The organism is Spirosoma flavus (genome assembly GCF_054778555.1).
Map to the genome: position 1 here is coordinate 975,821 of NZ_BAAGZL010000002.1, position 12,912 is coordinate 988,732.

At 49.8% G+C, this 12,912-nt stretch carries 12 protein-coding genes; 2 read left to right on the top strand and 10 right to left on the bottom strand.

What is annotated here, in order from left to right; genetic code table 11:
- Nucleotides 1-6: 6 nt before the first annotated feature.
- The 6 genes from ACYVF1_RS12970 to ACYVF1_RS12995 all read right to left on the bottom strand — a co-directional run bounded on the left by ACYVF1_RS12970 (nucleotide 7) and on the right by ACYVF1_RS12995 (nucleotide 5,069).
- Nucleotides 7-1,104: a DKNYY domain-containing protein gene (locus ACYVF1_RS12970; RefSeq protein ID WP_461079321.1), complete on the bottom strand. Its 1,098-nt coding sequence runs from the start codon at nucleotides 1,102-1,104 to the stop codon at nucleotides 7-9.
- A gap of 162 nt (nucleotides 1,105-1,266) precedes the next feature.
- Nucleotides 1,267-1,815 carry a KdsC family phosphatase gene (locus tag ACYVF1_RS12975; protein WP_461079323.1) on the bottom strand — a complete coding sequence of 183 codons (549 nt, stop codon included), beginning with the start codon at nucleotides 1,813-1,815 and terminating at the stop codon, nucleotides 1,267-1,269.
- A gap of 9 nt (nucleotides 1,816-1,824) precedes the next feature.
- A complete protein-coding gene (gene porQ, locus ACYVF1_RS12980) occupies nucleotides 1,825-2,886 on the bottom strand; it encodes a type IX secretion system protein PorQ (RefSeq protein ID WP_461079325.1) in 1,062 nt (353 codons plus the stop codon).
- A 155-nt stretch (nucleotides 2,887-3,041) separates the two neighbouring features.
- Nucleotides 3,042-3,758 carry a DUF3575 domain-containing protein gene (locus tag ACYVF1_RS12985; protein ID WP_461079327.1) on the bottom strand — a complete coding sequence of 239 codons (717 nt, stop codon included), beginning with the start codon at nucleotides 3,756-3,758 and terminating at the stop codon, nucleotides 3,042-3,044.
- Complete coding sequence (locus ACYVF1_RS12990; protein ID WP_461079329.1) at nucleotides 3,755-4,501, bottom strand: LVIVD repeat-containing protein; 747 nt, start codon at nucleotides 4,499-4,501, stop codon at nucleotides 3,755-3,757. Before ACYVF1_RS12990 ends, ACYVF1_RS12985 begins: the two co-directional genes overlap by 4 nt.
- 31 nt (nucleotides 4,502-4,532) lie before the next feature.
- Entirely contained in the window at nucleotides 4,533-5,069 is a 537-nt protein-coding gene (locus ACYVF1_RS12995; RefSeq protein ID WP_461079331.1) for a hypothetical protein, read from the bottom strand.
- A 149-nt stretch (nucleotides 5,070-5,218) separates the two neighbouring features.
- Between ACYVF1_RS12995 and ACYVF1_RS13000 the strand changes: the two genes are divergently transcribed.
- Nucleotides 5,219-5,668 (top strand): rhodanese-like domain-containing protein, encoded by a 450-nt coding sequence (locus tag ACYVF1_RS13000; RefSeq protein WP_461079333.1) that lies wholly within the window; start codon nucleotides 5,219-5,221, stop codon nucleotides 5,666-5,668.
- Here the strand turns inward: ACYVF1_RS13000 and ACYVF1_RS13005 are convergent.
- The 4 genes from ACYVF1_RS13005 to ACYVF1_RS13020 all read right to left on the bottom strand — a co-directional run bounded on the left by ACYVF1_RS13005 (nucleotide 5,650) and on the right by ACYVF1_RS13020 (nucleotide 10,205).
- Nucleotides 5,650-7,044, bottom strand: a complete 1,395-nt coding sequence (locus ACYVF1_RS13005; protein ID WP_461079335.1) for an APC family permease — start codon at nucleotides 7,042-7,044, stop codon at nucleotides 5,650-5,652. The two genes, ACYVF1_RS13000 and ACYVF1_RS13005, sit on opposite strands and share 19 nt — an antisense overlap.
- 103 nt (nucleotides 7,045-7,147) lie before the next feature.
- Nucleotides 7,148-8,065: a heme-dependent oxidative N-demethylase family protein gene (locus ACYVF1_RS13010; RefSeq protein WP_461079337.1), complete on the bottom strand. Its 918-nt coding sequence runs from the start codon at nucleotides 8,063-8,065 to the stop codon at nucleotides 7,148-7,150.
- Nucleotides 8,066-8,080: 15 nt separating this feature from the next.
- A complete protein-coding gene (locus ACYVF1_RS13015) occupies nucleotides 8,081-9,151 on the bottom strand; it encodes a mandelate racemase/muconate lactonizing enzyme family protein (protein WP_461079339.1) in 1,071 nt (356 codons plus the stop codon).
- Nucleotides 9,141-10,205 carry a DUF1611 domain-containing protein gene (locus ACYVF1_RS13020; RefSeq protein WP_461079341.1) on the bottom strand — a complete coding sequence of 355 codons (1,065 nt, stop codon included), beginning with the start codon at nucleotides 10,203-10,205 and terminating at the stop codon, nucleotides 9,141-9,143. Before ACYVF1_RS13020 ends, ACYVF1_RS13015 begins: the two co-directional genes overlap by 11 nt.
- 101 nt (nucleotides 10,206-10,306) lie before the next feature.
- Here ACYVF1_RS13020 and ACYVF1_RS13025 point away from each other — a divergent pair, with 101 nt between their 5' ends.
- On the top strand, nucleotides 10,307-12,835 hold the full coding sequence (locus ACYVF1_RS13025) for a serine hydrolase (protein WP_461079343.1): 2,529 nt from the start codon (nucleotides 10,307-10,309) through the stop codon (nucleotides 12,833-12,835).
- Nucleotides 12,836-12,912 lie beyond the last annotated feature (77 nt).

Genomic DNA, 12,912 nt, shown 5'->3' on the forward strand with positions numbered 1-12,912 from the left:
ACTACGTTACTGCTCAGGAACAACGCGATTTCCTGCTAAATAGGAATAGTTTTTATCGGCCGCATCCCGACCGGCCTCATTTTCAACGAGTTTGAACGTAGCAGCATCAGCCCCAGTCAGCGCCTTACCTCGAAAATACACGTGTTTTTCGTCTGTGGCATAGCCTAATTCTAATACCCTGAATGACTGAATCAGGCAATTTTTGATTGGTCTATCCTGAAAAAAAACGGTTTTCCTGTCCTGCGCGTAGTCATCTGTGAGTAACCGAAAAGTCGGTTTGTCGGCGTTTTTCAGCAGATTTTCGTGGTAATAGATAAGACTGGTATCAGTCGCATAATTAATTGTATTGTCATCCCATTGTTTGAACGTAGCAGGATCGGCAAGGGGCAGCGGTTTGTCCTGGTAATAAGCGCGGTCGTTGTCTTTGGCATAATACATACCCAACACCGCAAAGGAACCAGGATCGGCTTTTTGAACTGGATGTATTCCCTCCGAAGCCAAACCATCCAGGTTCGTCCAGGCATAATAAACCTGGTGTTGATCTTTTGCAAAGTTTCGATTCAAAACCGCAAACGTAGCGCCGTGACTTCCCGGAATCTGTTTTAACTTGAAATACCCAATCTGATTATCTCTCCCGTAGTCATAATCAAGCACTTGGAAAGACGCTACGTCTTTTACCGGAAAGCCAACTGCTTTGTAATAACAACGTAGCGCGTCTTTCCCGTAATCATAACTTATCACTTGGAACGAGTTTACATCAGCCGATGGAATTCGATTTATTGTATTCCGTCGCTTCGTTTCAAACAACTTGAAGTCAATGTAATTATCGCAATAGAATACAGATGTTTTGTCTTTGCCATAATGCTCATCCATCGCCGAAAAGGCGGTACCATCGGCGCCGTTAACCGTAACGCCCCTGTAGTAAACCTGATGTTTATCGCGGGCAAAAACATCATTCAGGATTTCGAACGAAGAATAATCAGCATTGCTGATGGGCGAATCCTTGAAATAGACAACACCGTTTTTTTTATTGTAGCTGGAGTTTTTACAAGACCCCAGCACCCACAATCCCAGCAAGGATAGAACTAGTCGGAACAGCTTCATTTTCAGCAAAAATCAACCATTATACAGGTTGGCATTTGCCTCAAATCTACCATGAATCAAAAGGCTATGCTACGGCTGATTGACAGCGGGTTCTTCTTGGGTTATAACAGGCGCATTTGTTAACGTAACTGGTGTCCTGAGCCTGAATGTTCAGGATACCAGTTACTGCTCTTGCCCATCGTCTGATACGTTGGTTGGGCCGGCGAGATTTCTGGCTTGTTTAGCGTCAATAATGAGTTCGGCCAGTTCGCGGAAACAACCTTCTCCGCCTTTGGTTTCGCAGCAATAATCGACGACGGCTTTGTTGAAACGCGTAGCATCGGCCGGACAGGCAGCTAATCCGACAGCCTGCAAGATCTCCAGGTCGTTCACATCGTCGCCGATGAACGCGACCTCCGACGCGGCCAAACCAGTACGTTCCAGGACGGAATTCAATAGGGTTAGTTTGTCTTTAATACCCAAATGAAGTTCGGTGATTTTCAGCTTGGCGGCCCGCGTCACCACCGATGGCGATGTTTCGCCGGTAACGATGCCTACGTCAACGCCGACCAACGCCCGCAAGCGCTCAACGGCCATTCCATCGCGGATGTTGAATTTTTTGAAAATCTCGCCGTTCTCTCCGTAATACACACCCGCATCGGTCAAAACGCCATCGCAGTCGGTCAGCAGGAGTTTAATGCGAGCCGCTTTTTCCTGTAAAGATTGATTCATGTTTCAGATTTATTTCTTCGTCAGCCGGTCCAGATCAATACGTATCGACAGTTGGCTCGTGCCCGCCGTCGGAACCGACGTAAATCGGCCATACGTTAACTGAAAACCCCTCGCCTGTACCGACGCGCCGAATGAAATTCCCGGCCCAATCCCGCCCGAAGCAAGTTTACCTTCCTGCCGTTTTTGGTGATTGTAGCCCACTAAAAGGTGTACATTTCGATGGACAAGTAGCTCAGCGCCAACGCTTAGATGACGAGCTATTTTTTCAACAGTACCGGTCGCTGGCAAAATCGGATTGCCGTTGAGGTCGTAGCGGGTATTCAGATTAGGGTCGTTATACGTCATATCGAAACGGTACAGATGATGCGCTGTCAGCGTCAGGCGAATAGGTGCGTGCTTTGGCTTTAATGTAACACCCGCCTGTAAGTCGAATGGTAAGTTAGTTGTTGCGGCTGTCCGGTCGAGAGCGCCGTAATTTTTAAGCAGATAACCGACATTTTTGGCAACCAGACCAAACGTGAGGTCTTTTTTGGGATGACGCCACACACCACCCAAATCCGCCAGCAAGCCAAACGCCGAATACGTTTCAATCGATGAACCTACGGCTTTGAACGTAGCGCCGAGCGTAAAATTACCTTCGGTTCGGGCGTAGGTCAGACTCAGCGCATAATCGTTGACGGTGAACGTACCGAGCGTATTGCCCGCCGGATCGGTTTGCGCAAACTCGCCATAATTCAGGTACTGCAACCCAACTGCCCAGCCTACCCTTCTGTCAACCGATTTTTGTTTAGTAGGCAATCCGTAATGTAGTGTATAATATTTAGCAGCCGCCAGATAGGGCATCAGGCTGATCGAAAGATCATTAGGACGTATTGAATCGGCCAGCGCGGGGTTGTTTAAGTGGTAGGCGCCATCAGGACTTATCGCCGTAGCTATCTGTCCGCCAAGAGCTGCGACACGGGCGTGCGTAGGCAGGTCGAGAAACGAAAACACCCGTTGTCCGCCAATAGGTTGAGCAATCGCCCAACCTGGACACAGCAAAAAAAGGTAAAGTAAAGATCGGACTTTCAAGCGGATGTCAGGCGCAGTTTAGTACAAAGAAACGCCAATTTCGGCACTGTAAAAGCATTCATCTCAACAGAAACGTAGAATTAGAGTGCCTTGCCAGCTTTTCTTATGATTAACAAACGTAGCAAATCGCCATTTCAGCCTGTTGCCCACAAATTTTACAACGCAAAGCCAAGTTTGAAACCATACGACATGCTGAAGAGCGTAGCAGGTGTAGCGTTGAACGTATCGAATAAGTTGATTCCCGTCGATCGATAATAATACGTATCTGCGGCTGGACGATAACTTTCAACGATACGTCGTCGGAAACCAAGTCCTAAATAGACATCGAAAAGCCAATGATTATTAGTGGGGATGAATTGAAATTGCCGGCCAATTTTGACGTGGGCACCCCACACATATTTCTGTAGCGGAGCGGTGAACAGTTGGTAATATTGACACATTCCAGTTGCACATCCTATGCCCACCGTGCCGCTTTCTCGCAAGTTGACCTGCTTGTAAAAACCTTCTACGGCAACGTAGCGCCCTCGTGGCTGGCCGGTTGGATTGAAGAAATAACGCCATTCGAGCCGCCCCCGCCACACTTCCCGATCACGATAGCGCCCATTTCGGGAATTCTCCCAGAGGTTCATCCCCTGCCAGCCATAACCCGTTTCGAGTTGCAGACTTTGCCGCCGATTCAGCATTCGCTCCACGCCGAATTGAATGGTGTTATCAGGATCGAGCAGACTTAGTAAAGAGAATTTCACGGCCCACTTCCGGGCTGTTTCAATAGCCAAATCTGTTCCTGGGTCTGGCTCGATACGTTGCCCATAGCTCACGTATGTACTCCCCGACAATACGCTCATGATAAGAAAGATACGTAGCGATTTCATGGTTGAACAGGAAGCTTACTGAGCAGTTTTAACTGCTTCAGGTTAGAGTAGCTATACTGATAAATTCCATCCGGCCCCGTCACGATCAGACGCTTTTGCGTGGGTATTACGTCGTAGGTTTTAGTGCTGTCAATGTACTGAATCTCCCGCACGTCTTTCGGATTGCTGACGTCCATTATCCGCAACCCATAATCGCCTTCACCAACAAACAGCAACGTGCTGTCGACGCCCAGTCCGTGCGGATTTTTCATCGGATAGCTTTTCAGAAGTTGGGGGTTTGCTACGTTGCTGATGTCGATTACGTCGAGTGTATTGGCCAATGTATTTCGACAGGTCGTTCCGCTACGTAGTGTTACATAAGCGTAATTCCCCTGCGCCACTACCGGATCGCAACTCAGAATATGGTAATAGTTGGCTATACGTTTCGGACTATCGGGCTGACTGATATCGAAAATATACATGCCTGATTGTGTGCCAATAAACAGGTTATTGCGGTACGGAAAAATAGTTTCAACACCGATACCAATAGTAGTTTTACTCCCCGCTTTGGGGTTGCTGCTCAACGAGATATCGTACGTCTGGAGGCCAGTGTTGCTGACGGTATACAGACGGTCGCCACTGATGGTAAAGCGCGCCGTCGAACCGCCAGTCCCTGAACCCGGCGAGGGCGCATCATTACTGGCCCCTGAGGAACAGCCCATCATAAGTAGCATAAGCATACCAACGTAAAAATTTTGTTTCATACGATGATGATTTTAGAAATGTCTCTTCGGTCTAGCGATAACATTGCGCATTCTCAACGGTCGCTTTCTCCCAACGTATCACGACGCCCTTATTCCGATCGGCACACTCAAACCGAACGTTGGTTTCGGATGGGAAAGCCGGGTAGTCGAATGTGTTTTCGATACGTTTTACCAGTCGCACGTTACGTGGATTAGCAATGTTGAACGCCACCATATCAAGTACGTTGTCGGCGTATAACGTACTGTCTTTCACGGCCAGATCGTGGTTGCCGGGAATGAATAGAAACGCCAGTTTGACAGGGTTTGTCGGGTCGCGATTGTCGACAATATGAATTCCACTACCCACCTCATTAATAAACAGATAGGTATCTTTAACGTAAATCTTTCCTACATTTTTCATTGGCTGAGGAGCCAGCGACTGCACCGTTCGAACGTCTGCGTAAGATGCGTATATGGGTCGGTACGTATCGCCGGTTATCGATGGAGGAGTTGGGGGGGATGGCTGCCAGCAACCATCAAGCACCAAGGCAAAAAGCAGTATTCCAAACGAGCGTATACCTCTATCCATGGTTCAGCATTTTTGAAGAAACAAGGATACATAAAATCGAAAAATCGTTGGATATATGTTGAATATTTAATTTGGCAAGTTTATTTCGAAGTGAACTGCCTTCCTTTTCCCATTATGAAAAAGTCTCCATTATCTGTAAGTTTGTCATTATGAACTGGAAAAAATCGCGTTATTCGTTCGCTCTGACCCTTCTCATTCTTTGCGCTGGGCTAACTTATTTTGGCTGGCACAGAGCCGAGCCCTGGAGCCCTGAACAGCTTCTCGAACCAGCCGATTTAGCCGCATCCATTGCCGGCCCTGAAGCGCAACGACCGCTTATTATCAGCATCGGTCCGGCAGCTTCGATCAAATCGTCGGTGGGCGTTGGTCCGGCGAATGAAGCCGAAAATCTGGCAAAGCTGGAAAAGTTGCTCAGTAAAGAGCCGAAAGACCGGCAAATCGTGATTTACTGCGGCTGCTGCCCGTTCAAAAATTGCCCGAATGTTCGACCCGCATTTACCAAACTCAACGAGCTTGGTTTTAAAAATCACAGACTGCTGAACCTCGCCAAAAACCTCAAAACCGACTGGATCGATAAGGGCTACCCGGTTGTGGAGTGAGTTTCCTGGCTTTCTAAGTCAGACGCAGCATCGATGCTATTTTTCCGCCAGAACCAGTAAAACGGTAAACCAGTAGCAATCAGAGCGAGGCCAGTCAGGGCTTCGCGGGGTTGGTTGATGAGCGTCATACCAACGAGCAGAAAGCAGAAACAGGCGAAAAAAGCGGGTATTAGTGGGTAGCCAAAAACGCGATAAGGACGTTGCAAATCAGGACGTTTGATACGTAGCAGGATGACACCCACCGCTGTTGCTCCGTAAAAGATGAACGACGCAAACACCAGCATATCCGTCAACTGATCGAAACTACCCGACCAGACCAGCACGATTGCCCAACCACTTTGTAGCATAATGGCGACCGATGGTGTTTTATGGCGTGGATGGATAACAGCCGCAGCTTTAAAAAACAGGCCATCTCGCGCCATAGCGTAGAAGAGCCGGGCAGGCATCAGAATCGACGCATTGGTTGAATTGGACGTAGTGATCAGAATTAATACCGAAATAAACGTAGCGCCCACCCAGCCAGCCGCGTTACGTATCACCTCGACAGCCGCAATTTTTCCGGGCGAACTGGCCAGTTGCATTAATCCATCAATTGGCATTGCGAACACATACACCACATTCAGTAGTACATAAATTCCGACTACGATACTGGTGCCAATACTCAGGGCAATGGGCAGATTTCGTTGGGGTTGTTTGATTTCTTCTCCGATATACCCAATCTGATTCCAGCCTTCATACCCCCAGAAAGCCCCCAGCGACGCAACCACCAACGACCCTAGTAGACTGCTACGTTCAACGACGCCACTTGGCTGAACAGAACGGGTCAGGTTTGACAAACTTCCCGATTCGGCAGAAAAACCCAACCAGGCGATGACCGCCACCGCCACAAACACGACGTATGTAAGCGCTCTACTAAACCTTTCGGCAAACGTAACACCCCAGTAATTGAGCGAACTCAGAAACAGAATCAGCAACGTAGCGATGACTTTGACAATCAACTCAGCCGACTCGCTCGGGACTTCCACCAACGCCAGCAGCGATTGCCCAAAAACGTGTGCCAGTGCCGCAATCGTGGCCGTTCTCATGACGGCAAAAGCCCCCCAGCCGTACAGAAAAGCGAACAGTTTCCCGTATACCCGCTTGAAGTAAACGTACTCCCCACCCGACTGCGGAAACATGCCCGCCATTTCGGCGTACGTCAGAGCGCCAGTTAGACTTACTATTCCCGCCACAATCCAACAGGCCACCACCAGCATCGGTGAGCCTAGTTCAGCGGCCATGGGCGCCACTTTTTTAAACACACCCGAGCCAATAATGCCACTCACTACAAGCAGAATCGCAGAACGGGTATCTAAGGCACGAGTGAGATGGGGCATAGGAATTTTTAGTTGTATTGGGTTCCGATAGGCTCCGGCTATCAAAGTCGCACTAGCGACTAATCCAGTAACTATAACCGACAGCCGGAGCCTGTCAGAGCCTTTATCGACTAGTCAAATACGTCAACAAAGCGGGCATGAAACCAAACATACTTTTATAATCCAGCATGGCCGGGGGCGTTGTACCGAAAACCTGCGCCATTCGGGCAGCTCGATCCGGGTCGGCGGCTTCGTTGGCCAGCCGATTCTGATACGTATGAATACCGAACAAAATGGCTCCAGAACGAGGAAGCCGTGTGAGTGTCTGGCGTTCAACACGTACGTAAAGCTGTTCGCCGATGGTACTGGGCGCTAACGTAGCCAGTCGTTCGGCTAGCTGTTGTTTGAGTACGGGCGTATGACGACTGGTCATATCGAGCTGATCACTTAGTTTAACACTCCAGTTGGCCCTCCAAAATGGCTTTCCTACCGGCAAACGTTTCATAAAAGCTTGGGCGGCACGTAGCATCGGCTCAACAATAGGCGTAACAGGCGCGTGAATCTGCCAAAATGGAAGACCAATTTTTTCATCCAGACACCAATCATTGGCGAAACAAAGCTGTCCAGCCACCAACGTAGCGTCGTCGCCCGCGAGCAGAATCAAATCTTCCTGTACTTGCCGACCCACCCAATCGAGTGGTTCCAGCGGCAGCGTCGTTTCATCGCCAAACGTAAAGGCAGTTTCTTCATTCAGCAGATGGTTTTTCCACCGCCAATACGTACCATCCTGACGTAGCGAAAACGAAACGGGAGAGAATCTGGCCAGGTTTTCCAGTGCTAAAGCCAGCACTTCCCACTGCGCCGTTACGTGGCCGGGCAATGCCTGATAGTAGTAATTTGGCAGTTCAGCCAGGAGTTGGCGCTTGAGGGTTATTTCGGTCACGTAGTGTTCATCAACTTCAACCAGTCGGTCGCTTTCTAACAAAGGAGCCGTCCCCATTTTATCGTTAAATCGCTGACCAAATGGAAAGTACGGGAGCATACAACGGATGATACGTTATGATAAACGGGACAAACCCAGTCCGGCATTAGTTGTAGGGCGCATAAAGCCATTTTCAACTATAAAACCACCGGATACTATGTCTTCAGCGAGATCGAAACTGCCATCGAGGTCGATGTATCGCGTGTGCGGGCAGGCAAAAGCTGCGTGCAGGGCCGCTGTAATGCTTACCCGGCTTTCGTCGTTACATCCCCAAAATAGGGAAATTCCGGCGGTTTCGGCAATGGTAGCGATATCCAATGCCGCCCGAATGCCGCCACATTTCATCAGCTTAATGTTGTAAATTCCATACGGTTGAGGTTGTTGAGCAAGTTGCAAGGCCGCTTTGGGCCCTTTCAGCGATTCGTCGGCGGTTAGTTGTTGCCGAATGCTGTTTGGCAGACGTAGCAAATCCGACTCCTGCCCAACCGGTAAGGGTTGTTCAATCAGTTCAACGTTATCGTCTAACGTCTCCGCGCAAAAATGCTGTAAATCAGACATCGAATAACCCTGATTGGCGTCGACACGTATCGTCATGGAATTGCGGTACGTCTCCCGCAGCTTTTTGATACGTTCAACATCTTCCTCTACGTTCAAACCGGTTTTTACTTTCAGTACCCGAAATCCCTGTTGATAGTATCCGGCTGCTTCGGCCAACGTATCGGCTACGTTCATGATGCCAATGGTGACGGAGGTTGGCAGGGTATGAATTTTCTGGCCGTAAAACTGCACGATTGGAACGCCCAGGTATTGCCCAAAGGCATCGTGCAGGGCAATATCCAGCGCGGCCAACGTACCGGGCGCTTTCAAAAATCGTTGTCGCCCTTCCCGAATCAATCCCTGAAAAAGCCGAATGTCTTTCCCCACTAAACTTGATGCCCATTCGCCCTGCAGGTTTTGCAACGCTTGCTCCGGCGATTCGCCCACCACTTCTGGTGACGGATTCGCAGCTCCAAACCCAACCATTCCGTTATCGAGTTCGATTTCCAGGAAGACGTTCTCTACGTCAGACGTAATCTGATACGCAATCGTATACGGCTTGGTGAGTGCCAGGTTTCGGAGGTAAGCCCGAATCGATTTAATCCGCATAAGGCGTAGTAATTTTAGATTGAATGACCGATACTACGGCGTCAACACCCTGCTGCAACGGCAACAAAACCGGAATTCCCAACTTCTCAGAATACGTTTGCTGATACGTAACGGCTTCTTCCGGAGTGCAATCTTCCGTATTGAGCGCCAGCGCGATAACCTCCGAATTATACGCCCGAATCAGCGCAATTTCCGACTCGACGGATGGAATTTCGCCCCAGGCCGGATCATGATCATAGTACATTCGTTTGGGCGCGTGAACCAGCACGACGTAGCGCGCATTCCCCGATACCAGAAATTCCGATCCGCAGGGACCGCTTGGATTTCGTAAAGCGGCTTGTCCTTCAATCAGTAGTACGTCGGCGTGAGTCTCGCGCCAGCACGTAACGAGCGCATGTTCCAGCTCGCCCGACACAAAATCGTTTACTGTCGAATCGAAAATGAAACCGTATTTACCACCCTGTAACCAGCCCGTTTGGCCGGTATAAATCATCTGCGCGTTCAGACCATGTAGCTCGCAGGCTTCCCGAATCAGTCGGGCGGTGGTACGTTTGCCCAACGCGCAATCGGTGCCGATAACGGCGATGATGGGCGCCGTGATTTGTTTCACTTCGCCCGTCCAGAAATGCAGTTCATGGCGTGGTTTGGGCCGACGCACGTCGATGAGTTGAACCCCTTTTTCCTGCGCAAGCGTAACCATTTCGGGCTTATCAGTCAGAAAATCGTGCAGGCCATTGACAATGGACAGACCCCGTTCCAGGCATTCTTTCAGCGTTTGTAACAGGGTTGGCGGCAGGATTCCGCCGTTCGTAGCAATGGCCACAACTGCGTATGAAACCGAGTCAAGTTTTCCCAAAGCCTGATCGACCGATGCAAAAACAGGTATCTGACGCGGTTTTCCGTCCAGTATTTCGCCCGCATCCTGGCCCGCCGTCGGTTCATCGACCACGCCGACTATTGTATAACGCTCTGTTCCACGAATCAACCCGTGAGCCGTCTTGGCATTGGGGGTGCTTAATAATCCATCCGTGAGCAAAATCGCCCGATTTGTCATAAAGTAGTAACGTAGCAATGATGTTTTACGGTAATATGGTGATTGTCGCCCAAACTATTGCATGTAACGCTTATATTAGGCTGATTTTGCCTGCTTTACCCATGCACCCACCACGACTTTACGTACTACTCATCTTTCTCATTTTCATTTGGTTTCAGGGACATTCCCAATCGGCTACCTCATCGCTGGCTCCGCGCCTAAAAACGCTCGACTCGACACTGACAGTGCTTCACAATCGGGGTATGTTCAACGGCGTCGTTCTTGTAGCCGAACAGGGAAAGGTTCGCTTTCAGAAAGCATTGGGAACCGCCAACATCGATACCAAAGAGCCGCTCACTACTCAATCCGCATTCAATCTGGCTTCCGTGTCGAAGCAGTTCATCGCCATGATGATCATGCAGTTGCAGGAGCAGGGGAAATTAAAATACGACGAACCTGTCCAAACGTATTTGCCTGATTTTCCGTATACTGCGATTTCTGTTCGGGATTTATTGAACCACACGTCGGGGCTGCCTGAATACTTCGATCTGGCGCAGAAGTACCTTGGCCCACTCGATACGCTCAGCAACGATGGTCTAGTGCAATTGCTGCATCAGCATAAACCAGCGCCCGTTTTTCAACCCGGAGACAAATGGGAATATTCCAATACCGGCTACGTAGTGTTGGGGGCCATCATTGCCAAAGTGAGCGGCACGCCCGTCGAAACGTTTTTTGATCAGCATATTGTACGCCCACTAAAACTCAAAAACACGTACATCTACTACCACAAAAGCAAAACGATTCCGCACAATCGGGTGTATGGTTTCCGGCGCGAAAATGGTCGGAACGTAGCCGATGATCTGATTCGGCTGGATGGCGTGGTGGGCGACGGAAACGTGTATTCGTCCGCCGAAGACCTGTTGATTTGGGAGCAGGCACTGTCGAACGGAAAACTGGTGAAGGAATTTACGTTGCGGGAAGCGTTCATGCCCGCCAAGTTGAACGACGGCACTACGTATCCATACGGCTTCGGCTGGATGATTGAAGAGAACGGGAACGTACTGATGCACACGGGCGGCTGGGTCGGTTTTCGAACAGTAATCATTCGCTACGTCGACAAGAAGCAAACGCTGATTGTGCTGGCCAATGGCGGTAATGCGGCAGGACGAATTATCCGCGACATTCTGGACGGAAAATCTGTACAACTTCCTCAAACTCAACTTATTAGTAACATACGGCTTATCGACGGCACCGGAACGCCAGTCCGAAAAGCGGCTGTTCGGTTACGTAACGACCGCATCTGGGAAGTCGGTACGTTGACAGCGTTCCCGAATGAGCCTGTCATCGACGGTAAGAATATGGTACTGGCTCCCGGCTTCATCGACAGCCATAGTCATCACGACCTGAACGCACAGCCTGACGCTTTACCCGCAGTAAGTCAGGGCATTACAACCATTGTGATTGGGCAAGATGGCGGTGGCTTATTGATGGATACGTTGCAGGTACGATTGAAGCGGCAGCCTGTTGCCATCAATCTGGCGAGCTATACGGGTCACGCCATGCTACGTCAGAAAGCGATGGGGGCTAATGGACTTTATCGCACGGCTAAACCAGATGAAGTTGAGCAGATGAAGACGCTGCTACGTAGCGAGATGCATAACGGATCGCTGGGTTTATCGACGGGGTTGGAATATGAGTCGTCTTTCTTCTCCAATCGTGATGAGGTGCTTCAACTGGCGCAGGTGGCCGCCGATTCGGGTGGGCGATACATCAGCCACATTCGGAGTGAGGATATTACGTTGGATGAGGCTGTGGATGAGGTCATTCAGATTGGCCGCCAAACGAAAATGCCGGTGCAGATTTCGCACCTGAAAATCGCGCTACGTTCAAAATGGGGTCAGTCGCAACGATTACTGGCTTTACTCGAACAAGCTCGTTCGGAAGGCGTGAAAATTACTGCAGACTGCTATCCATATGACTACTGGATGTCGACACTACGTGTCCTGTTTCCGAAACGTGATTACACCGACCCGACCAGCGCTGAGTTTGCTGTTAATCAACTATTTGATCCAGCGCAATCCGTTTTGGTACGTTATGCAGCTAATCCAGCTTACGCCGGAAAATCGGTTGGCGACGTAGCGAAACTACGTAATGAAAAGCCAGCCCAAACCCTGATGAATCTGGTGGCCGAGGCATCGGATTTCGCGCAGAAAAACCCAGACGCTTCCGGCGTAGAAGGCATCATGGGGAAATCGATGAGTGAAACTGACGTCAAGGATTTTCTGGCATGGCCGCATACCAATATCTGCTCCGACGGGGCCAACGACGGACATCCGCGCGGTTATGGCGCGTTCACGCGCGTATTGGCCCGTTACGTTCGCGACCAGCGACTGATGACGCTGGAAACAGCTATCCAGAAAATGACCAGTCTTTCCGCCGAACATCTTGGATTAAAAAACCGGGGTATCGTTACGCCGGGCTACTTTGCGGATTTGGTTTTGCTTAATCCAGACACCGTGCAGGACAAGGCACGTATCGGTGATAACAAAGCCCTATCTACAGGCATCGAAGCGGTTTGGGTGGCGGGAAAACTCGTGTATCAGGGGCAAAAAGCGACAGGTACGCGACCCGGTACGTTGCTTCGGCGGTGAGAACGTAACCCATTTCTGTTCACTTACTGGTCTGTGGAATTTGCTGGCTCGTCGGACAGTTTGTCGACAAGATTTAT